This window comes from Citrobacter sp. Marseille-Q5395 (assembly GCF_947057495.1).
Lineage (GTDB): Bacteria > Pseudomonadota > Gammaproteobacteria > Enterobacterales > Enterobacteriaceae > Citrobacter > Citrobacter murliniae.
The window spans coordinates 409,897-431,271 of the sequence record NZ_CAMSEL010000001.1 but is presented as its reverse complement, the minus strand read 5'-3'; the positions used below and the strand labels follow the sequence as shown (position 1 = coordinate 431,271).

Genomic DNA, 21,375 nt, shown 5'->3' with positions numbered 1-21,375 from the left:
TCTCTTTATTCAAAGTAATGATGCTGGATAAATTCGCTGATATGCCGCAGGCCGGTGCGCGGCGAAAGATCATGGTTTTTGACCGACTGTAGCGTTTGCTGGAAGTAACGGTCGAAATCAGCGCGCGCAAACAGCAGGTGAAGCGCCTCTTCTTCGGCCTGTTTTTGTAACCAGTCCACAGACTGCTGTTGGCGAACTTTTTCCAGTCGGCCGCTGGCGGTAAGAGATGTTTTGAAGTCGGTTATCGCCTGCCAGATTTCCTCAATGCCTCGTTTTTCCAGTGCGCTACAGGCCAGAGCCTGCGGTTGCCACTCGTCGTACTTACGGCGCAGAATATGCAGGGCAGATTCATACATATGGCGGGCGATGGCGACGTTGGCCCGGTTTTCACCGTCGTCCTTGTTGATGACAATCAGGTCTGCCATCTCCATGATGCCTTTTTTGATCCCCTGCAGATCGTCCCCGCCACCGGCGATTTGTAGCGAGATAAAGCAATCGACCATGCGGGCCACTTCAGTTTCGGACTGCCCAACGCCAACGGTTTCAACAATTATCACGTTGAAGCCCGCCGCTTCGCACAACAGCATTAACTCACGTGCGCGTTGGCTGGTCCCCCCCAGATGGCCACTGGAGGGGACCGGGCGAATAAACGCTGCCTCTGCGCGTGCCAGTTCCGTCATCCGGGTCTTATCGCCAAGAATGCTGCCGCCGCTGACCGGACTGCTGGGATCGACGGCAATCACCGCCACCCGCAGTCCCTGGCGGATCAGCAACATGCCGAACGCTTCCAGAAAGGTACTTTTGCCCGCGCCAGGAGTGCCGGTAATTCCCAGACGCAGGGCGTTACCAGTGAATGGCATAATGGCGTCCAGCAATTGCGTGCTTAGCGCCTGGTGTCGCGGATGGTGGCTCTCCACCAGCGTCATGGCCTGAGCGAGTGTGGTGCGATCGCCCATACGCAAGCGCTGGATGGTGTCTTCAAGCGTGGTGGTGTTAATCATGATGTTGACTGATACGGGTTAATACATCGCGGACGCTGTCGAGCATTGGTGTGCCGGGGCCATATATGGCCGCCACGCCGCGCTCTTGCAGGAAAGCGTAATCCTGCGGCGGGATAACACCTCCAGCCACCACGCAGATATCTTCTCGTCCCCAGCCTTTGAGTGCGGTGACCAGTTCCGGGATCAAGGTTTTATGACCCGCCGCCAGTGAAGATGCGCCGATCACATGCACATCATTTTCGATCGCCAGACGGGCTATTTCTTCCGGGGTGGAGAACATTGGACTGAGATCGACATCGAAACCGAGATCGGAATAGGCGCTGGCGATCACTTTCGCGCCGCGATCGTGGCCGTCCTGCCCCATTTTGGCGATCAGAATGCGTGGGCGACGACCATTGTCTGCCAGGAACTGTTCGGTTTGCGCAAGGATGGCATCAAATTCGCAGGCGGATTTATCGGACTGGTGGTAACTTTGCGCAATCACGCCAGTGACGCACTGGCTTGGCACCAGATAACGGTCAAAGGCGGCTTCCAGTGCGTCGGAGATTTCCCCGAGCGTGGCGCGAACGCGGGCAGCGCAGACTGCAGCGGCAAGCAAGTTTTCATTATGCTGCGCGGCGTGGGTGAGCGCGTTTAGCGCCGCTTTGACTGCGGCATCATCGCGGGTGGCACGGATGTGCTCCAGAGACGCGATCTGTTCGTTGCGCACTTTGACGTTGTCAATTTCCAGTACCGACGTTTCATCCTCTTTATCCAGTTTGTACTTGTTAACCCCAACAATGACGCGCTTGCCCTGGTCGATCAGCGACTGCTCACGGGCAGAGGCTTCTTCGATCATGCGTTTCGGCAATCCGGCTTCGATCGCTTTCGCCATCCCGCCCGCCTTATCAATCTGTTGAATGATCGCGCGCGCCTGTTTGACGATTTGATCGGTTAACGACTCGACGTAATACGATCCGGCCAGCGGATCAACGGTACGGCAGATTTCCGACTCCTCCTGAATAATGATCTGCGTATTACGTGCAATACGTGCGGAGAAATCAGTAGGCAGACCGAGCGCTTCATCAAAGGCGTTGGTGTGTAAAGACTGCGTGCCGCCAAGTGTGGCGCCGAGCGCTTCAATAGTGGTGCGGACTACGTTGTTATAAGGATCCTGTTCGGTCAGGCTCCAGCCGGAAGTCTGGCAGTGGGTGCGCAGGGCTAATGATTTCGGGTTTGTCGCGCCAAAACCGCTGACCGCCTCGCTCCACAGATAGCGCGCGGCGCGTAGCATGGCGACGTTCATAAACAGATCCATGCCGATGCCGAAGAAGAATGACAAACGTGGGGCGAAATCGTCGATTTTTAGCCCGGCAGAGAGTGCGGCTTTGATGTATTCAATGCCATCAGCCAGCGTAAACGCCACCTGCTGAACGCAGTTGGCTCCGGCTTCGCCCATGTGGTAACCACTGATGCTGATGGTATTAAAACGCGGCATGTTGCCTGAGCACCAGGCGATGATGTCGGCGATAATGCGCATTGAAGGTTTCGGTGGGTAAATATAGGTGTTACGGCACAGGTACTCTTTCAGAATGTCATTCTGGATGGTACCGGTGAGTAGCTCCGGTGATACACCTTGCTCCTCTGCGGCCACAATATAAAACGCCAGCACTGGCAGCACCGCGCCGTTCATGGTCATCGACACTGACATCTTATCGAGCGGGATCTGGTCGAACAGGACTTTCATGTCTTCTACTGTATCGATAGCTACGCCTGCCTTCCCAACGTCGCCTGCTACACGTGGATTGTCTGAGTCATAGCCCCGGTGGGTGGCAAGGTCAAAGGCGACGGAAAGCCCTTTTTGACCCGCGGCGAGGTTACGGCGGTAAAAAGCGTTGGACTCTTTAGCGGTGGAGAAACCGGCGTACTGGCGAATGGTCCACGGTTGCGCGGTATACATGGTTGCTCGCGGGCCACGTACGTAAGGCGGCAGGCCGGGGAGAGTGCCAGTTACTTCCAGATTATCGAGGTCAGCCTCAGTGTACAGCGGCTTGATGGCAATCCCTTCCGCCGTTTGTCGTTCCAGCGATTCGACGGTTTTATCCCGTCGGCTGAGTTCTTTGTTGGCGAGTGTTTGCCACTCCTGTACGTTTGCCATTTTTTGCTCCGTATTACGCAATTAGTTGAATCTTTGCGAATACGGTGAGCTTTTTCATTGGGCTTGTCGCCAGCAAAAAATAGCCAACAGGGCGTCGTTTTTTGCCGCGTGGTGTGTTTTATTTTGTGATGAATTTCAAAGAAATGACGGAGATAATATGAAAGGTGTTAAGCCGGATAAACGAAGCGTCATCCGGCAATGAAATGAAAGGGTTAATCCTGGCGCAGCACGTTGTGCCCGTATGCCAGCAGTGCGTCAGTGACGTTGCGCATCATGCGGCTTTCCGGTGCAAAGCGATGCCAGTACAGCATCCTGCGCTGGAATAAGCCCGGCGTTAAGTCGATAAGCTCACCGCTTTCCAGTTCTTTTTCTATCTGTAAGTGCGGGATCATGCAGCAGGTGGTGCCCTGGCGCGCTAATTGTACGAAGGCTTCGGACGAGTTAACGATATGGCATGGAACGCTGCCAGGCGGAAGATCGAAGTTTTGTTGCAGGAAGGCCTGGTGCATATCGTCAAGGTGGTCAAACGCCACCGCCGGCGCCTTCAGCAGGGCTGAGCGGGTGACGCCATTAGGAAAATAACGCTCGGCGAAAGGCTTTGATCCCACAAACAGGTAGTCAAGCGCGCCTAGCTTATCCACCAGACAGCTTGGCAGCGCCTGATGTTGAATACTCACCGCACCGACCACTTCACCGCGACGCAGGCGTTCCTGGGTGCGCGTTTCATCTTCAACCTGTAAATTCAGGCGAATCGGTGAGTTTGCCAGCACTGGTGCCAGCGCCGGGAGTAACCATGTCGCCAGGCTGTCGGCGTTCACCGCCAGAGAGAGCAACAGCGGGGTAGAGCCGGTTTGTTCATCGCCGAGCCACTCGTCTTCCAGCAGCTCAACCTGGCGCAGAAGCGCCAGCAGCTTTTGTCCCTGTTCAGTAGGACGAGGCGGTACGGTGCGCACCAGCAACGGTTGTCCGAACATATTCTCAAGCTGTTTTATGCGTTGTGAAACCGCGGATTGCGTGATGCACAGCTTTTGCGCAGCGCGCTCAAATCCTCGTTCACGAATAACCGCATCCAGTGCTTGTAGTGTTCTGTAGTCCGGACGTTTCATTGCTCTGACGTACTCCTGAAATTTTTGCGTGTTCTGCACTATGACACAATTTTGGGTTGGGTAAAGACGAAATCCGCCGCCTGCGAGCGGGTGTGGGGACATTTTTCTGCGCAATGTTCTATAATGCGCGTGAATTTTCACACCACAGGCGAAACGATCATGACGCAGGATGAACTGAAAAAAGCAGTAGGATGGGCGGCACTTCAGTATGTACAGCCCGGCACCATTGTGGGCGTAGGTACAGGTTCAACAGCCGCACACTTTATTGATGCGCTGGGCACAATGAAAGGCCAGATTGAAGGCGCGGTGTCCAGTTCGGACGCATCGACTGAAAAACTCAAAAGCCTCGGCATCCACGTGTTCGATCTTAACGAAGTGGATAGCCTCGGCGTATATGTTGATGGTGCTGATGAAATTAACGGCCACATGCAGATGATTAAAGGTGGCGGTGCGGCGTTAACCCGTGAAAAAATTATTGCTTCAGTGGCGAAAAAATTTATCTGCATCGCTGATGCGTCTAAAGAAGTCGATATTCTCGGTAACTTTCCGCTGCCGGTAGAAGTTATCCCGATGGCGCGTAGCGCGGTTGCTCGCCAGTTAGTGAAACTGGGTGGGCGTCCTGAATACCGCCAGGGCGTGGTGACGGACAATGGCAACGTGATCCTCGACGTGCACGGCCTGGAGATCCTCGACGCCGTTGCTATGGAAAACGCTATTAATGCGATTCCAGGCGTTGTGACCGTAGGTTTGTTTGCCAATCGTGGCGCCGATGTAGCGCTGATTGGCACGGCTGATGGCGTGAAAACTATCGTAAAATGATCTGACGGGAGAGTCTTCTACCGTTAAAAAAATTTTGGCAGGGCAAATTTGGTGACATCTGTCACGTTTTCAATCTTGTCCTGCCGATCCCTCCAAAGAAAAAGTTATCACCAGTATTTTACTCTGACATTTCCCACTGAATGACACTTCTTCAGAACGACGACGCAAACGTTCATATTGCCGCAATATTATTTTTTGATATGTTGAAGAGGAGGATGAAAATCCCACACACAACACATCAGTTTGAACAAAAAAGACAGGGTCGGGTAAATGGGAAAGGTATCGCTGGAGAAAGACAAGATTAAATTTCTGCTGGTTGAAGGCGTGCATCAAAAAGCACTGGAAAGCCTTCGTGCGGCAGGTTACACCAACATCGAGTTTCATAAAGGCGCGTTGGACACAGAACAACTGAAAGAGTCCATCCGTGATGCCCACTTCATTGGCCTGCGATCCCGTACCCATCTGACTGAAGATGTTATTGAAGCCGCAGAGAAACTGGTTGCGATTGGCTGCTTCTGTATCGGTACCAATCAGGTTGACCTGAGCGCAGCGGCAAAACGCGGGATCCCTGTGTTTAACGCACCATTCTCTAACACGCGTTCTGTTGCCGAACTGGTTATTGGCGAGCTGTTGCTGCTGCTTCGCGGCGTTCCGGAGGCCAATGCTAAAGCGCACCGCGGCGTCTGGAATAAACTGGCTACCGGCTCTTTTGAGGCGCGTGGTAAAAAACTGGGCATTATCGGTTACGGCCACATTGGTACCCAGTTGGGCATTCTGGCGGAGTCGCTGGGGATGCATGTCTATTTCTATGATATCGAAAATAAACTACCTCTTGGTAACGCTACACAGGTACAGCATCTTTCCGATCTGCTGAATATGAGCGATGTGGTGAGTCTTCACGTACCGGAAAATGCATCAACGAAAAATTTGATGGGCGCAAAAGAGATTGCACTGATGAAACCGGGGGCGCTGTTGATCAACGCTGCTCGCGGAACGGTGGTCGATATTCCAGCGCTATGCGATGCGTTAGCAACTAAACATCTGGCAGGGGCAGCAATCGACGTATTCCCAACAGAGCCGGCGACCAACAGCGATCCATTCACCTCTCCGCTGTGCGATTTTGATAACGTGATCCTGACGCCGCACATTGGTGGGTCAACGCTGGAAGCGCAGGAAAACATCGGTCTGGAAGTGGCAGGTAAGCTTACGAAGTATTCCGACAATGGCTCTACGCTGTCTGCTGTCAACTTCCCGGAAGTTTCGCTGCCGCTGCATGGTGGTCGTCGCCTGATGCACATTCACGAAAATCGTCCGGGCGTATTGACCGCGCTGAACCAAATCTTCGCTGAGCAGGGCGTTAACATTGCCGCGCAGTATCTGCAAACCTCCGCGCAGGTGGGGTATGTGGTTATTGATATCGAGGCGGATGAAGATGTGGCGGAGAAAGCGCTGCTGGCGATGAAAGCCATTCCAGGAACAATTCGCGCGCGCATGCTGTACTAATTATGCTTTTGACAAGCAGGCTGCGGCCTGCTTGTTGTTAATACAGCGTTGCCGCTGCTTGGTCAAAAAGGGGCAATCGCTGCATTTTAGCTTTGACATCACTTCTCCCATCGTCTCTTCCCTGACAACCCCTTTTCTCAATACTGTTAACTTTTCTACCGCTTACATCATTCACAAGAGCGTTTGCGAAGCTTGCCGCAGAAGGAGAGTAAAGGCTGTATAGCGCATTGTGTCAATACAGTGACAATTTACGATAGAGGGGCAGCATGGGGCTGAAACGGTAAAAGCCCTCACCGAAGGGAGGGCTTAAAGGAGAAGGGTTATGATGAAGTCAGTCATCATACTGATTGTACTGTTACTCGTAAGTTTCGCAGCTTATTAACAGTCAGTCACAGGGGAGGAGTAATCCTCCCTTACCCTTACTCACTAAACTAGGTTAAAGAATCAGCAAAGTCAATCCAGGTAATTTGGTTTTTGTCACCCTTACCATTCCCACACTTTTGACGGCGTCACCACCGCAGGCAGTGGGATATCCCACTCTTCGACCGGTAGTTTTTCGACTAACTGGCAATCATGTGCATAGCCCACGGGCTGGATCTTATATTGCTGCCAGTTTTGTAATGTGCGGTCGTAAAAACCTCCGCCCATTCCCAGACGCTGTCCGTCTTCATCAAATGCGACTAGCGGTGTGATAAGTACATCCAGTTTCGACAGCGGCAATACGTCGCGTACATCCAGTTTAGGTTCCTGGATTTTTAACCGGTTTGTCACCAGGTCGCTGTGCGGATGATAGTGCAGAAACAGTAAGTTACCGGGGCTGAACGGATGCAGAACCGGAAGGTAGACACGCTTGCCAGCCCGCCAGAGCTGTTCGATCAGAGGTTGGGTATCAAGTTCACCATCAAAGGAGAGAAAAACCGCTACGGTGTGTGCCAGTACAACAGGGGGATAGCTCAGCATTCTGGTCGCAGCCTGCTGACCGAACTGGATTTGTTGTTCAGAAGTAAGCGAACGGCGACGCTGACGGATCAGTTGACGAATTTCTTGCCGGGATAATGGAAGTTCAGGAAGTAGTGTCATGGCTGTAGCCAGGTAGAAGGGAATCTCCGAGATGCCGCCGCAGGCTGTAACCCTTGAACCCTTGGTTCAAGGTGAATGCGTCGTCACAGTTTTAAGGCTTCTCGGACGGGCCGAGCATGCTCACCAACCATGGAGCGCCACATTCTTGTGGTATGAAATATCGGCTCAGGGGACTGGCCCGCTTGCAAACATCTCAGAGAAATTTTGTCTTCACGGTCACTCTACCACAGTAAACCGAAAAGTGTTATTCAAAGTTTTGGGGCGTTTTTTCGGTAATGCGACCCTGATCAAGCAACGCCTGTTCAATGGTTTGTTGCAGCATCCGAATACGCTGTTCCATGCTCGCCGCGTAGTCACGCGTCTTCGCTTTTTCCTGAGTTAACTCATAGCTGATGTTCAACGCGGCGATGAAAACCAACTGCTCAGTATTTGTGACTCTAGTGCGAACTTTCAGATCTTGCAATCGCTGATTCAGATCGTCCGCAGCCTGATTCAACGCATCCCTTTGTTCAGGCGGGCAATTCACTCGCAGTGAACGGCCAAATATTTGGATATCGACGGGTTGTGCAGACATGCCACCTTCCTGCTGATTGACTGCGCTGCCTTCGTCTCCAGACCTTGGGTCCGCGAAGGGGCGACACTATAGCTACCCTGGTATCAAGATACAAGCCCTTTTCTGGTCCACCAGGGTCCAAAGTGGTAGCATATCATGAATATCCTCCCTTTGATGACGAATGCTTATGTCTATACAGAACGAAATGCCTGGTTACAACGAAGTTAGCCAGTTTTTGAACCAACAAGGGGCTGGATTGACCCCTGCCGAAATGCACGGTTTGATCAGTGGGATGATTTGCGGCGGTAACAACGACAGCTCATGGCAGCCGCTGTTGCACGACCTGACTAATGAAGGCTTGGCCTTTGGTCATGAGCTGGCCCAGGCTCTGGTTAAAATGCACTCAGCCACCAGTGATGCCCTGGAAGACGACGGTTTTCTTTTTCAGCTTTATCTGCCTGAGGGAGACGATGTCAGCGTCTTCGAACGTGCCGATGCGCTGGCAGGTTGGGTAAACCACTTTTTGCTTGGTCTCGGTGTCACCCAACCTAAGCTCGATAAAGTGACCGGCGAAACCGGCGAAGCTATCGACGATCTGCGTAATATTGCTCAGTTGGGATACGACGAAGACGAAGATCAGGAAGAGCTGGAAATGTCGCTCGAAGAGATCATTGAGTATGTGCGTGTCGCGGCTCTGCTATGTCATGACACATTTACACGTCAGCAGCCGACTGCACCAGAAGTACGTAAACCGACTTTGCACTAAGAACGAAACGCCAAGGAGAGTGTTATGACGCAGCAAGAGTATCTCCGCCGCCGCCGGGCTTTACTGGCGCAAATGCAACCCGGCAGCGCCGCACTGATTTTCGCCGCCCCTGAAGCGACGCGCAGTGCGGACAGTGAATATCCATATCGCCAGAGCAGCGATTTCTGGTATTTCACTGGTTTTAACGAACCTGAAGCTGTGCTGGTGCTGATTAAAAGTGATGACACTCATAGCCATAGCGTTTTGTTCAATCGGGTACGTGACCTTACCGCAGAGATCTGGTTTGGCCGTCGTCTGGGGCAGGATGCTGCGCCGGAGAAACTGGGCGTTGACCGGGCGTTAGCCTTCAGTGAAATCAACCAGCAACTGCACCAACTGCTTAATGGTCTGGACGTGGTTTACCACGCACAAGGCGAATATGCGTATGCAGATGAGATAGTCTTCACTGCACTGGAAAAATTGCGTAAAGGTTCCAGACAAAATCTGAAAGCGCCGGTGGCTATTATTGACTGGCGCCCAATGGTGCATGAGATGCGCCTGTTTAAATCGCCAGAAGAGATCGCAGTGATGCGTCGCGCCGGAGAAATCACTGCTCTTGCGCACACCCGTGCGATGGAAAAATGTCGTCCAGGGATGTTTGAATACCAACTTGAAGGGGAAATTCACCACGAATTCACCCGTCATGGTGCGCGTTACCCGTCCTACAACACCATTGTCGGCAGTGGCGAAAACGGCTGTATCCTGCATTACACCGAAAACGAAAGTGAAATGCGCGATGGCGATCTGGTGTTGATTGACGCCGGGTGTGAATACAAAGGCTACGCAGGCGACATTACGCGTACCTTCCCGGTAAACGGCAAATTCACCCCTGCGCAGCGCGAAATCTATGACATTGTGCTGGAATCGCTGGAAACCAGCTTGCGTCTGTATCGCCCCGGTACTTCCATCCAGGAGGTCACAGGTGAAGTGGTACGTATCATGATTACCGGTCTGGTGAAGCTCGGTATTCTGCATGGTGAAATTGACCAACTGATAGCCGATAACGCACACCGTCCTTTCTTTATGCATGGTCTTAGCCATTGGTTGGGGCTGGATGTACACGACGTTGGTGTTTATGGTCAGGATCGCTCACGTATTCTTGAACCGGGGATGGTGCTTACCGTAGAGCCAGGGCTGTACATCGCACCTGACGCCGACGTACCGCCCGCTTATCGCGGTATCGGTATTCGTATTGAAGATGACATCCTCATTACCGAAGACGGTAATGAAAACCTTACTTCTGGTGTGGTTAAGAGGGCGGATGAGATTGAAGCCTTAATGGCTGCGGCGCGACTGCAATGAGCGTAATTATCGTTGGTGGTGGTATGGTCGGCGCGACGCTGGCGCTGGCCATTTCTCAGCTTACCCATGGGACGCTACCGGTTCATCTGATTGAAGCGAGCGATCCAGAGGGCGATTGTCATCCGGGGTTTGACGCCAGGGCGATTGCGCTAGCGGCAGGTACCTGTCAACAGCTGGCGCGAATTGGCGTCTGGCAGGCAATAGCCGATTGCGCAACGGCGATCAAAACAGTACACGTCAGCGATCGTGGACATGCCGGGTTTGTTACGCTTGATGCGCACGAATACCGTATACCGGCACTGGGTCAGGTGGTGGAACTGCATGATGTTGGGCTGCGTTTGTTCGCACTGTTGCGCAAAGCGCGTGGTGTTACGCTGCATTGTCCTGATCGGGTTGCCAGCGTGTCGCGCACCCAGGAATGCGTTGAGGTCACACTGGAGAATGGTGAAGTGATTACCGGTCGCGTGCTGGTAGCGGCTGACGGTACTCGCTCTGCGCTGGCTACCGCGTGTGGTGTTGACTGGCAACTGCAACCTTACGAACAGTTGGCCGTGATTGCCAACGTCACAACCTCCGTTCCGCATAACGGACGGGCGTTTGAGCGCTTTACGCAACATGGCCCGCTGGCAATGTTGCCGATGTCAGATGGCCGATGCTCGCTGGTGTGGTGTCATCCGCTTGAGCGGCGTGATGAGATCTTGGCCTGGTCCGACGAACGGTTTTGCCGTGAACTGCAAACAGCATTTGGCTGGCGGCTGGGTCATATTACGCAAGCGGGTAAACGCAGTGCCTATCCGCTTTCATTAACCACAGCAGTGAAGGCAGTGACCCATCGTACTGTTCTGGTCGGCAATGCTGCACAAACGCTTCATCCGATTGCCGGACAAGGTTTTAACCTTGGAATGCGTGATGTCATGAGTCTTGCTGAAACGCTGACTCAGGCACATAGCACCGCCGAAGATGTAGGCGATTATGCGGTGTTGTCACGTTATCAGCGACGTCGTCAGACTGACCGTGAAGCGACGATTGGCGTGACGAATAGCCTGGTGTATCTGTTTGCCAATCGCTGGGCTCCGTTGATCGTTGGGCGTAATGCCGGATTAATGGCGATGGAATTATTTACCCCCGCGCGAGATGCGCTGGCAGAGCGGACCCTGGGGTGGGTTGCGCGTTAATGATGGCCTGTAGACCAGTAGGCCTTATCTGGCCTACGGTATTTGATCGTCCCGTTTTCAGGAGCAAACAGTGCAAAGTGTTGATGTAGCAATTGTTGGTGGCGGCATGGTAGGACTGGCGGTTGCCTGCGGTTTGCAGGGCAGCGGGTTACGCGTTGCAGTGTTAGAACAACATGTTCCACACCCTCTGGCGACGGATGCTCCTCCTCAGCTTCGTGTGTCGGCAATTAATGCTGCCAGCGAAAAACTGCTTACCCGCCTTGGCGTATGGTCAGACATCGTCGCCCGCCGTGCCTGTTGTTATCACGGTATGGAAGTGTGGGATCGAGATAGTTTTGGGCGCATCGAATTTGATGACCAAAGCATGGGGTACAGCCATTTGGGACACATTGTAGAAAATGCGGTGGTCCATTACGCATTGTGGCAAAAGGCACAGCAGTCGGCGGATATTACGCTTATGGCCCCGGCAGAACTGCAGCAGGTGGCATGGGGTGAGAACGATGCTTTTCTGACCCTGAAGGACGGATCGATGCTGACCGCACGCCTGGTGATTGGTGCAGACGGCGCTCACTCCTGGCTGCGTAATAAAGCAGATATCCCGCTGACCTTCTGGGATTACCGGCATCATGCGCTGGTCGCGACTATTCGTACGCAGGAAGCACATGGTGCTGTTGCTCGCCAGGCATTCCATGGTGAGGGCATTCTGGCATTTTTACCGCTCAGTGACCCGCATCTGTGCTCTATTGTCTGGTCACTCTCGCCGCAGGAAGCTGAGCGTATGCAGCAGGCAAGCGTTGAAGAGTTTAACCAGGCGCTGAACATTGCCTTTGATAATCGTCTGGGGTTATGCCAACTCGAAAGCGAACGTCAGACGTTCCCGTTGACGGGGCGCTATGCTCGCCAGTTTGCCGCCCATCGTCTGGCACTGGTTGGCGATGCGGCGCATACCATCCATCCGCTGGCGGGTCAGGGGGTTAATCTTGGCTTTATGGATGCCGCAGAGCTGATTGATGAGCTTAAGCGCCTGCAACGCCAGGGGAAAGACATTGGCCAGCATCTCTACCTGCGTCGTTATGAGCGTAGCCGTAAGCACAGCGCGGCGCTGATGCTTGCTGGTATGCAAGGTTTCCGCGAACTGTTTGCCGGAGAAAACCCGGCGAAGAAACTGCTGCGTGATATTGGTCTGAAACTGGCTGATACCCTCCCTGGCGTAAAACCACAACTCCTCCGTCAGGCAATGGGATTAAACGACCTTCCTGAGTGGCTACGTTAACGTCCGAAAGGACAATTTTAAGAGTTTGAGACCCGTCACACTTTCCTCTCCCGGCCTGCGCGCCGGGACACTTATCTCATTTGAAATAATCTAATTCCACACCTTTTTTCGCATTAGTTTTTTTAATATTACTATTTTCTCATAACGCCATTTTTAACATTTTTTCCATATTTAATATGGATTGATGCTGATTATTTCAACATGTTCATATCAATTGCGCTGATTTAATGGCCTTTATGTGGTTTTTTATTCTGATGCAGATCCTGTCATTTTTAGTCATAAGCTAATGTGATGGTTAATTTTGACTTATGGTTTAGCGTCTATTTCGGTGGTAAGTTCAAGGCAAAGAGAACGTTTGCGTCGCAGCCCCCGGAGCGGCTGCGGTGCTGGGTTTCGTGGCGAAGATTTCACCACGAAAGAGTTGGTAGCCCCGCTTATTCAACGAGGAAAAGATGGCTCAACAGACTCCTTTGTACGAACAACACACGCTATGTGGCGCGCGCATGGTTGATTTCCATGGCTGGATGATGCCCCTGCATTATGGTTCTCAGCTCGATGAGCACCATGCTGTCCGCACCGATGCTGGTATGTTTGATGTTTCGCATATGACCATCGTCGATCTGCGCGGAAGCCGCACCCGGGAGTTCTTGCGCTATCTACTGGCAAACGACGTCGCGAAATTGACGAAAACCGGCAAAGCCCTTTATTCCGGTATGCTTAACGCTTCGGGTGGCGTGATAGATGACCTGATCGTCTACTACTTCACTGAAGACTTCTTCCGCCTCGTTGTAAACTCCGCCACCCGCGAAAAAGACCTCTCCTGGATTACCCAACACGCTGAACCTTATGCCATCGACATTACCGTTCGTGACGACCTGTCGATGATTGCGGTGCAAGGGCCAAATGCGCAGGCAAAAGCAGCCACGCTGTTTAATGAAGAACAACGTCATGCGGTAGAGGGCATGAAGCCTTTCTTCGGTGTGCAGACTGGTGACTTGTTTATCGCGACCACTGGTTATACCGGCGAAGCGGGATATGAAATTGCCATGCCGAATGAAAAAGCGGCGGATTTCTGGCGCGCGCTGGTGGAAGCCGGTGTTAAGCCTTGCGGGCTGGGGGCACGTGATACGCTGCGCCTGGAAGCAGGTATGAACCTGTACAGCCAGGAAATGGATGAGAGTGTTTCTCCGCTGGCGGCCAACATGGGCTGGACTATTGCGTGGGAGCCTGCTGACCGTGACTTTATTGGCCGCGAAGCGCTGGAAATGCAACGTGAAAAAGGCCATGAACAGTTGGTTGGCCTGGTGATGACGGAGAAAGGTGTACTGCGTAATGAACTGCCAGTGCGTTTCACTGATGCTCAGGGCAACCTGCAGGAAGGAGTTATCACCAGCGGTACATTCTCTCCAACGCTGGGCTACAGCATCGCGCTGGCGCGCGTTCCAGCAGGTATCGGCGAGACAGCGATAGTGCAGATCCGCAACCGTGAAATGCCGGTAAAAGTGACTAAACCTATTTTTGTGCGTAACGGCAAAGCCGTCGCGTGATTCATCCTTTTTGGAGATTGATTGATGAGCAACGTACCAGCAGAACTGAAATACAGTAAAGAACACGAATGGCTGCGCAAAGAAGCTGATGGCTCTTACACCGTTGGTATCACCGAACACGCTCAGGAGCTGTTGGGCGATATGGTTTTTGTTGATCTGCCAGAAATTGGCGCGACTGTCAGCGCAGGCGATGACTGCGCTGTTGCAGAATCCGTAAAAGCGGCTTCCGACATTTATGCGCCGGTGGGCGGTGAAATTGTTGCGGTTAACGACGCGCTCAGTGATTCCCCGGAACTGGTGAACAGCGAGCCATATACCGGTGGCTGGATCTTTAAGATCAAGGCCAGCGATGAAAGCGAAATTGAGTCGCTGCTGGATGCGACTGCATATGAAGCACTGTTAGAAGACGAGTAAATACGCTTCATTCTTCACGTTGCAGGAAGCCGTTGTGTCCTGCAATGTGAATTATTTCGTGTATTCAGGTAAGTAGATACACCTACGATTCACTGCACGTTTCAGGAACCATCGCCCATGACACAGACGTTAAGCCAGCTTGAAAACAGCGGCGCTTTCATTGAACGCCACATCGGACCGGACGCCGCGCAGCAGCAAGAGATGCTGAATGCGGTTGGCGCCGAGTCCTTAAACGCGCTGATCGGCCAGATTGTGCCGAAAGACATTCAGCTTGCAACCCCGCCGCAGGTGGGCGAGGCGGCGACCGAATACGCTGCGCTGGCTGAATTAAAAGCCATTGCCGGACGTAACAAGCGCTTCACGTCATACATTGGCATGGGCTATACCGCCGTGCAATTGCCGCCGGTTATTCTGCGCAACATGCTGGAAAACCCAGGCTGGTACACCGCCTATACGCCGTACCAACCAGAAGTTTCCCAGGGTCGTCTGGAAGCGCTGCTGAACTTCCAGCAGGTCACGCTGGATCTGACCGGTCTGGATATGGCTTCCGCTTCTCTGCTGGATGAAGCCACTGCCGCAGCGGAAGCTATGGCGATGGCAAAACGCGTCAGCAAACTAAAAAATGCCAACCGTTTCTTTGTCGCTTCTGATGTTCATCCGCAAACGCTGGATGTGGTTCGCACCCGTGCGGAAACCTTTGGCTTTGATGTCATTGTTGATGATGCGGCAAAAGCGCTGGATCATCAGGATGTGTTTGGCGTTCTGTTACAACAGGTTGGTACCACCGGTGAAGTTCACGACTACAGCAAACTGATTGCTGAACTGAAATCCCGTAAAGTCGTGGTCAGCGTTGCGGCTGATTTTATGGCGTTAGTGCTGCTGACTGCTCCGGGCAAACAGGGCGCCGACATTGTGTTTGGCTCTGCACAGCGCTTTGGCGTACCGATGGGCTATGGCGGCCCGCATGCGGCATTCTTTGCGGCAAAAGACGAATACAAACGCTCCATGCCAGGCCGTATTATCGGCGTATCGAAAGATGCAGCGGGTAACACTGCTCTGCGTATGGCGATGCAGACTCGCGAACAACATATCCGCCGTGAGAAAGCGAACTCCAACATTTGTACCTCGCAGGTTCTGCTGGCAAACATCGCCAGCCTGTATGCCGTTTATCATGGCCCGGTTGGACTGAAACGCATTGCGAATCGTATCCATCGCCTGACCGATATTCTGGCGGCAGGTCTGCAACAGAAAGGGCTGAAGTTGCGTCACGCACACTACTTCGACACCCTGTGCGTAGAAGTAACCGACAAAGCTGCCGTACTGGCGCGCGCTGAAGCGGCAGAAATCAACCTGCGCAGTGATATTCATAACGCGGTAGGTATTACGCTCGACGAAACCACCACCCGTGAAAATGTCGTGCAGTTGTTCAGTGTCCTGCTGGGCGACAGCCACGGTCTGAACATTGATGCTCTGGATAAAGACGTGGCCCTCGACAGCCGTTCTATTCAGGACAGCATGCTGCGCGATGATGCGATCCTGAGCCATCCGGTATTTAATCGCTACCATAGCGAAACCGAGATGATGCGCTATATGCATTCGCTGGAGCGTAAAGATCTGGCGCTGAACCAGGCGATGATCCCGCTGGGTTCCTGTACCATGAAATTGAACGCTGCCGCCGAGATGATCCCAATTACCTGGCCAGAATTCGCTGAACTGCATCCGTTCTGCCCCCCGGAACAGGCGGAAGGCTACCAGCAAATGATTGGTCAGCTGTCCGACTGGCTGGTAAAACTGACCGGTTATGATGCCGTTTGTATGCAGCCGAACTCCGGTGCACAGGGCGAATATGCGGGCCTGCTGGCTATTCGTCATTATCACGAAAGTCGTAACGAAGGGCATCGTGATATCTGTCTAATCCCGGCCTCTGCTCACGGTACTAACCCTGCTTCCGCGCAGATGGCGGGTATGCAGGTGGTAGTAGTGGCTTGTGATAAAAACGGCAACATCGATCTGGCTGATCTGCGTGCCAAAGCTGAGCAGGCGGGCGAAAACCTCTCCTGCATTATGGTGACCTATCCGTCCACTCACGGCGTCTATGAAGAAACCATCCGTGAAGTGTGTGAGATTGTGCATCAGTATGGCGGTCAGGTTTACCTGGATGGCGCGAACATGAACGCCCAGGTCGGTATCACCTCGCCGGGCTTTATCGGCGCGGATGTATCGCACCTTAACCTGCATAAAACCTTCTGCATTCCACACGGCGGTGGTGGTCCGGGTATGGGACCAATTGGTGTTAAATCGCACCTCGCACCGTTTGTACCGGGGCACAGTGTTGTACAGATTGAAGGTATGCTCACCCGTCAGGGCGCAGTTTCTGCTGCACCGTTCGGCAGCGCATCTATTCTGCCAATCAGTTGGATGTATATCCGCATGATGGGGGCAGAAGGTCTGAAACAGGCGAGCCAGGTGGCGATTCTGAATGCCAACTACATTGCCAGCCGTCTGAAAGATGCCTATCCGGTACTGTATACCGGCCGCGATGGCTGTGTGGCGCACGAGTGTATTCTCGACATTCGCCCACTGAAAGAAGAAACCGGCATCAGTGAACTGGATATTGCTAAGCGCCTGATCGACTACGGCTTCCATGCGCCGACTATGTCTTTCCCGGTGGCGGGTACGCTGATGGTGGAACCAACGGAGTCTGAAGGTAAAGTGGAACTGGATCGCTTTATTAATGCGATGCTTGCAATCCGCGCAGAGATCGATCGCGTGAAAGCAGGCGAGTGGTCACTGGAAGATAACCCGCTGGTTAACTCTCCGCACACGCAGAACGAACTGGTTGCTGAGTGGAATCACGGTTATAGCCGCGAAATAGCGGTGTTCCCGACAGGTGTTGCGAATAAATACTGGCCGACAGTGAAGCGTCTTGATGACGTTTACGGTGACCGTAATCTGTTCTGCTCCTGCGTGCCGATGAGCGAATATCAGTAATACCTGAGGTATGAACGACAGGCCGGGTAAGCGCATGCGCCACCCGGCTTTTTTATTTCTGGAGAATACGAAATGGCAATCGCATTAGTGACAGGCGGCAGTCGCGGTATTGGGCGCGCCACTGCGCGGCAACTTGCAGAAGAGGGCTACACGGTCGCGGTTAACTTTCACCACAATATTCTTGCCGCAACAGAAGTCGTGAATAGCATTATCGCATCGGGTGGTAAGGCGTTTACCCTGCGGGCAGATATCAGTAATGAAAATCAGGTTATGGCGATGTTTGAAGCCATCGACCGCGAAGGAGAACCACTAACTGCACTGGTGAATAATGCCGGGATTTTGTTTGAACAGAGTACTGTGGAAAACTTATCCGCCGAGCGTATTAATCGTGTACTGGCTACTAATGTCACTGGATATTTCCTCTGTTGTCGGGAGGCCGTAAAGCGGATGTCTTTAAAACATGGTGGTCAGGGTGGGGCAATTGTTAATGTCTCCTCGGCAGCATCGCGGCTTGGCGCCCCTTTTGAGTACGTCGATTATGCTGCGTCGAAAGGGGCGGTAGATACGCTCACCACCGGTCTGGCACTTGAGGTGGCGGCACAGGGGATACGTGTGAATTGCGTGCGTCCTGGCCTTATCTACACCGAAATGCATGCCTCTGGCGGTGAGCCAGGCAGAGTTGATCGTGTGAAGTCTATGTTACCGATGCAGCGTGGCGGGCAACCGGAAGAGGTCGCTCAGGCGATCGCCTGGCTGTTAAGTGAGAAAGCATCTTATGTTACGGGGAGTTTTCTGGAGCTGGCAGGAGGGAAGTAATGTGTTCATTGCCGGACGGCGTTGCGCTAATCGGACCACAGGTTCGCAACCCGTTCCGTAGATTTATGCAACGGACTGCCGTTCTCCACAGGTGTTGAACCGGCAGTGCCATGAATTGGTTTTCCTGATAATTTGCATTTACAAGGACGCCATCCAGTATTAGCCCTCTGAGAAAATACCGAATCTGGCGACAGAGATACGGAAGTAAATAAATTCTCTTTCAGCGAAACATATAAACTCTTAAATCGGAATTTGTATCTCAATTTTTCCGCATAATTTCCAGTACATTAAATTCGCTTGGTTTTAAATCCTTTTTGATTTATAGCGTATTAAATTCCATAAGTGATTCAAATGTATTTATTGTGAAGTTATTTCGGTGTTTTTATTTTTCATTTCAGGAAGGAATGATGAAGAGATTAAATTTATTATCATTAATAATATGTTTTGTATCTATGAATTCAATGGGGGCGGAAATAATGGATAAGCCATCACCCCCCAGTAAGTTGTTAGGTGCTCCTGTTAATACAGCAATTTCAGGAGGAGCGTTACTCCCGCAGGGAATGTTACTGACAGCAGTAAACAGTTCATTCCGTGATAAGGATGATCAAATAAAAGGCAGTGGAAGCCCTGATATCTACTCACAAATATGGCTACTTAAAATTCGTTACGGTTTTACTGACAGGCTCGAAGGTGTGACTGTTGGGTCTTATATTAACAATCGACGCGACAATATGTCTCCCGAACACATAGAAGGGTTAGGCGATCAGTCAGTTGGTCTGAGTTATGCATTATTGAGCCAGCGGGCGGGGGCGCCATTTTGGCTAACAGTTGGTGGCGCGGTGTTGCTACCCACAGGACAGGATGGAGATAACCATTTACCCGGTAATGGGGCGTGGGGTGCTCGGGCATCAGTTTCTTTAACGACGTTTTTTACCCCGAATATTAAAGGTGATATGGATTTTATATTCCAGGGTCCGTTTGAACGGGGAAATCAGGAGGTTAAACGTGGAAATGAGTTTCAATGGAATACCCAACTCCGCTATATGTGTAGCGAAATGCCGTGGGATATTGGAGTGGAGAGTACATATAGCCATAATGATTCAGGTACCCGGGAACTCTCAACGGGCCATGTGATAAATAATCATTCAGGTACCACCGAGTGGGCTATCGGCCCCTCTTTTAATGTTGCTATTGATTCAATAAATGTATGGCTTGGTTTTGGTTCATTCTTCCCTGTAATGCAAGAAGCCAAATCGGCGACCAAAATGGAAAATGTACGTTGGGAATTTAAAATCGGTAAAACCTGGTGATCTCTTTGTTTACGTACTTACCTGGCATCACGCAGGTAAGTACGTTTTATCCTGTGTGGTTAAAGCTTCTCACCGTTGCTGGCAATTACTTCTTTGTACCAGTTAAAACTCTTCTTGCGCGAACGCGACATGTCGCCGGTACCGTCATCGTGCTTGTTCACGTAGATAAAGCCATAGCGTTTGCTGTATTGGCCGGTAGTGAAAGAGACGCAGTCGATGCAGCCCCACGGCGTGTATCCCATCAGATCCACGCCATCATACGTAACGGCTTTCATCATCTCTTCAACGTGGGCTCGTAGGTAGTCGATACGGTAATCGTCGTTAATGCTGCCGTCTTCTTCTACTTTGTCGTATGCGCCAAAGCCATTTTCTACGATAAACAGGGGTTTTTGATAGCGCTCATATAATTCGCATAAAGCATAGCGCAGACCTACCGGATCAATCTGCCAGCCCCAGTCGGAGGCTTTGACGTGTGGGTTAGGCACGCTGCCTTCGAAACCGGAAATCGCATCTCCGCTGCCGCCTTCCGCTTTCACGGCGTTGGTCATGTAGTAGCTGAAGCCAAGATAATCGCAGGTGCCTTCACGCAGGATCTGCTCATCTCCATCTTCCATTCTGATGGTGAATTCACGACGTTCCCATTCGTTAAGCACATAAGACGGGTAATAGCCGCGAAGTTGAACATCGGTAAAGACATAACGTTCACGCATTGATTCCTGCGCGAACATCACATCTTCCGGCTTACAGGAGAAAGGATACAGAGGGACCATCGCCAGCATACAACCGACTTTCATTTGTGGATTGATGCGACGCGCTGCTTTCACCGCCAGTGCACTGGCAATAAACTGGTGATGCAGTACCTGGTACATGGTTTCTTCCGGATTTTCATGCTCGGTGTACACCACGCCTGAACAGCAATAGCCGAACAATGGAGCGCGCCAGTTACGCTGGTTGTTTATCTCATTGAAGGTCATCCAGTATTTGACCTTATGCTTATAGCGTTCAAAGACGACTTCAGCAAACCGAACAAAGAAATCGACAACTTTGCGGTTGGTCCAGCTACCGTATTGCTGTACCAGATGTAGCGGCATTTCGAAGTGGGAGAGGGTAATGACTGGCTCGATCTTGTACTTAAGCAGTTCATCGAACATGTCGTCGTAGAACTTCAGTCCTTCTTCGTTCGGTTGGGTTTCGTCGCCTTTCGGGAATATACGGGTCCAGGCGATGGATGTACGAAAGCATTTGAAGCCCATTTCGGCAAACAGCTTAATGTCTTCTTTGTAGTGACCGTAAAAATCGACCGCATCATGATTCGGATAGTATTTGCTTGGTACAACGTCCCGGGTGATTTCGCGCGGAACGCCGTGGGCACCGCCGGTGAGTACGTCACAAATGCTGGGCCCTTTGCCGCCTTTGTTCCAGCCGCCTTCAACCTGATGCGCCGCAACCGCGCCGCCCCATAAAAAATCTTTCGGTAAGGTAAGTTTTTTCATCTGCGCTCAGTCTCAAATTAATACAATCTGATTTTGAGTCTAACAAAGGA

18 protein-coding genes and 1 other RNA gene are annotated in these 21,375 nt (G+C 52.1%); 12 read left to right on the top strand and 7 right to left on the bottom strand.

The genetic code is table 11. The features are described 5' to 3' along the window. Positions 1-5 precede the first annotated feature (5 nt). The 3 genes from meaB to argP all read right to left on the bottom strand — a co-directional run bounded on the left by meaB (position 6) and on the right by argP (position 4,244). On the bottom strand, positions 6-1,001 hold the full coding sequence (gene meaB, locus OH663_RS01940; protein ID WP_200009967.1) for a methylmalonyl Co-A mutase-associated GTPase MeaB: 996 nt from the start codon (positions 999-1,001) through the stop codon (positions 6-8). Continuing rightward, entirely contained in the window at positions 994-3,138 is a 2,145-nt protein-coding gene (scpA, locus tag OH663_RS01935) for a methylmalonyl-CoA mutase (RefSeq protein WP_048220589.1), read from the bottom strand. The genes meaB and scpA overlap by 8 nt, the downstream gene beginning before the upstream one ends. Before the next feature lie 212 nt (positions 3,139-3,350). Next, the gene (gene argP / locus OH663_RS01930; protein WP_003825477.1) at positions 3,351-4,244 is read right to left on the bottom strand and encodes a DNA-binding transcriptional regulator ArgP; all 894 of its coding nucleotides are present in this window, start codon (positions 4,242-4,244) and stop codon (positions 3,351-3,353) included. A 159-nt stretch (positions 4,245-4,403) separates the two neighbouring features. On the opposite strand from argP, the gene rpiA reads away from it, so the two are divergent. The 3 genes from rpiA (at position 4,404) to OH663_RS01915 (ending at position 6,948) form a co-directional block, all read left to right on the top strand. Then, positions 4,404-5,063, top strand: a complete 660-nt coding sequence (rpiA, locus tag OH663_RS01925; RefSeq protein WP_136345248.1) for a ribose-5-phosphate isomerase RpiA — start codon at positions 4,404-4,406, stop codon at positions 5,061-5,063. 270 nt (positions 5,064-5,333) lie between these two features. Further along, the gene (gene serA, locus OH663_RS01920; protein ID WP_045447305.1) at positions 5,334-6,566 is read left to right on the top strand and encodes a phosphoglycerate dehydrogenase; all 1,233 of its coding nucleotides are present in this window, start codon (positions 5,334-5,336) and stop codon (positions 6,564-6,566) included. A gap of 322 nt (positions 6,567-6,888) precedes the next feature. Then, complete coding sequence (locus OH663_RS01915) at positions 6,889-6,948, top strand: type I toxin-antitoxin system Ibs family toxin (protein WP_136345268.1); 60 nt, start codon at positions 6,889-6,891, stop codon at positions 6,946-6,948. A gap of 101 nt (positions 6,949-7,049) precedes the next feature. Here the strand turns inward: OH663_RS01915 and OH663_RS01910 are convergent, their stop codons facing one another. From OH663_RS01910 to zapA, 3 genes are all read right to left on the bottom strand, one after another. After that, positions 7,050-7,646, bottom strand: coding sequence for a 5-formyltetrahydrofolate cyclo-ligase (locus OH663_RS01910; RefSeq protein WP_045447302.1), 597 nt, complete (start codon positions 7,644-7,646; stop codon positions 7,050-7,052). A 19-nt stretch (positions 7,647-7,665) separates the two neighbouring features. Next, positions 7,666-7,849, bottom strand: a non-coding RNA gene (gene ssrS, locus OH663_RS01905) — 6S RNA. Positions 7,850-7,890: 41 nt separating this feature from the next. Continuing rightward, positions 7,891-8,220, bottom strand: a complete 330-nt coding sequence (gene zapA, locus OH663_RS01900; RefSeq protein WP_045447299.1) for a cell division protein ZapA — start codon at positions 8,218-8,220, stop codon at positions 7,891-7,893. A gap of 166 nt (positions 8,221-8,386) precedes the next feature. On the opposite strand from zapA, the gene OH663_RS01895 reads away from it, so the two are divergent. The 9 genes from OH663_RS01895 (at position 8,387) to OH663_RS01855 (ending at position 19,832) form a co-directional block, all read left to right on the top strand. Next, positions 8,387-8,965 (top strand): YecA/YgfB family protein, encoded by a 579-nt coding sequence (locus OH663_RS01895; RefSeq protein ID WP_136345249.1) that lies wholly within the window; start codon positions 8,387-8,389, stop codon positions 8,963-8,965. A gap of 24 nt (positions 8,966-8,989) precedes the next feature. Beyond that, on the top strand, positions 8,990-10,306 hold the full coding sequence (gene pepP, locus OH663_RS01890; protein ID WP_045447294.1) for a Xaa-Pro aminopeptidase: 1,317 nt from the start codon (positions 8,990-8,992) through the stop codon (positions 10,304-10,306). Further along, positions 10,303-11,481, top strand: a complete 1,179-nt coding sequence (gene ubiH / locus OH663_RS01885) for a 2-octaprenyl-6-methoxyphenyl hydroxylase (RefSeq protein ID WP_200009966.1) — start codon at positions 10,303-10,305, stop codon at positions 11,479-11,481. Before pepP ends, ubiH begins: the two co-directional genes overlap by 4 nt. A 70-nt stretch (positions 11,482-11,551) precedes the next feature. After that, positions 11,552-12,754, top strand: a complete 1,203-nt coding sequence (gene ubiI / locus OH663_RS01880) for an FAD-dependent 2-octaprenylphenol hydroxylase (RefSeq protein ID WP_045447288.1) — start codon at positions 11,552-11,554, stop codon at positions 12,752-12,754. A gap of 452 nt (positions 12,755-13,206) precedes the next feature. Beyond that, a complete protein-coding gene (gcvT, locus tag OH663_RS01875; protein WP_048220594.1) occupies positions 13,207-14,301 on the top strand; it encodes a glycine cleavage system aminomethyltransferase GcvT in 1,095 nt (364 codons plus the stop codon). Positions 14,302-14,325: 24 nt separating this feature from the next. Then, the gene (gcvH, locus tag OH663_RS01870; protein WP_200009965.1) at positions 14,326-14,715 is read left to right on the top strand and encodes a glycine cleavage system protein GcvH; all 390 of its coding nucleotides are present in this window, start codon (positions 14,326-14,328) and stop codon (positions 14,713-14,715) included. 117 nt (positions 14,716-14,832) lie between these two features. Beyond that, positions 14,833-17,706: an aminomethyl-transferring glycine dehydrogenase gene (gene gcvP, locus OH663_RS01865; RefSeq protein WP_200009964.1), complete on the top strand. Its 2,874-nt coding sequence runs from the start codon at positions 14,833-14,835 to the stop codon at positions 17,704-17,706. A 72-nt stretch (positions 17,707-17,778) separates the two neighbouring features. After that, the gene (locus OH663_RS01860; protein ID WP_045447275.1) at positions 17,779-18,522 is read left to right on the top strand and encodes an SDR family oxidoreductase; all 744 of its coding nucleotides are present in this window, start codon (positions 17,779-17,781) and stop codon (positions 18,520-18,522) included. A 407-nt stretch (positions 18,523-18,929) separates the two neighbouring features. After that, a complete protein-coding gene (locus OH663_RS01855) occupies positions 18,930-19,832 on the top strand; it encodes a transporter (protein ID WP_200010106.1) in 903 nt (300 codons plus the stop codon). A gap of 59 nt (positions 19,833-19,891) precedes the next feature. On the opposite strand, the gene bglA is transcribed toward OH663_RS01855, so the two are convergent. Continuing rightward, the gene (gene bglA / locus OH663_RS01850; RefSeq protein WP_200009963.1) at positions 19,892-21,325 is read right to left on the bottom strand and encodes a 6-phospho-beta-glucosidase BglA; all 1,434 of its coding nucleotides are present in this window, start codon (positions 21,323-21,325) and stop codon (positions 19,892-19,894) included. Positions 21,326-21,375 lie beyond the last annotated feature (50 nt).

Excerpts from the sequence above, each read along its gene's own strand:
- meaB (WP_200009967.1), bottom strand. The coding sequence starts at position 1,001 with ATGATTAACACCACCACGCTTGAAGACACCATCCAGCGCTTGCGTATG.
- scpA (WP_048220589.1), bottom strand. The coding sequence starts at position 3,138 with ATGGCAAACGTACAGGAGTGGCAAACACTCGCCAACAAAGAACTCAGC.
- argP (WP_003825477.1), bottom strand. The coding sequence starts at position 4,244 with ATGAAACGTCCGGACTACAGAACACTACAAGCACTGGATGCGGTTATT.
- rpiA (WP_136345248.1), top strand. The coding sequence starts at position 4,404 with ATGACGCAGGATGAACTGAAAAAAGCAGTAGGATGGGCGGCACTTCAG.
- serA (WP_045447305.1), top strand. The coding sequence starts at position 5,334 with ATGGGAAAGGTATCGCTGGAGAAAGACAAGATTAAATTTCTGCTGGTT.
- OH663_RS01910 (WP_045447302.1), bottom strand. The coding sequence starts at position 7,646 with ATGACACTACTTCCTGAACTTCCATTATCCCGGCAAGAAATTCGTCAA.
- zapA (WP_045447299.1), bottom strand. The coding sequence starts at position 8,220 with ATGTCTGCACAACCCGTCGATATCCAAATATTTGGCCGTTCACTGCGA.
- OH663_RS01895 (WP_136345249.1), top strand. The coding sequence starts at position 8,387 with ATGTCTATACAGAACGAAATGCCTGGTTACAACGAAGTTAGCCAGTTT.
- pepP (WP_045447294.1), top strand. The coding sequence starts at position 8,990 with ATGACGCAGCAAGAGTATCTCCGCCGCCGCCGGGCTTTACTGGCGCAA.
- ubiH (WP_200009966.1), top strand. The coding sequence starts at position 10,303 with ATGAGCGTAATTATCGTTGGTGGTGGTATGGTCGGCGCGACGCTGGCG.
- gcvT (WP_048220594.1), top strand. The coding sequence starts at position 13,207 with ATGGCTCAACAGACTCCTTTGTACGAACAACACACGCTATGTGGCGCG.
- gcvH (WP_200009965.1), top strand. The coding sequence starts at position 14,326 with ATGAGCAACGTACCAGCAGAACTGAAATACAGTAAAGAACACGAATGG.
- gcvP (WP_200009964.1), top strand. The coding sequence starts at position 14,833 with ATGACACAGACGTTAAGCCAGCTTGAAAACAGCGGCGCTTTCATTGAA.
- OH663_RS01860 (WP_045447275.1), top strand. The coding sequence starts at position 17,779 with ATGGCAATCGCATTAGTGACAGGCGGCAGTCGCGGTATTGGGCGCGCC.
- OH663_RS01855 (WP_200010106.1), top strand. The coding sequence starts at position 18,930 with ATGAAGAGATTAAATTTATTATCATTAATAATATGTTTTGTATCTATG.
- bglA (WP_200009963.1), bottom strand. The coding sequence starts at position 21,325 with ATGAAAAAACTTACCTTACCGAAAGATTTTTTATGGGGCGGCGCGGTT.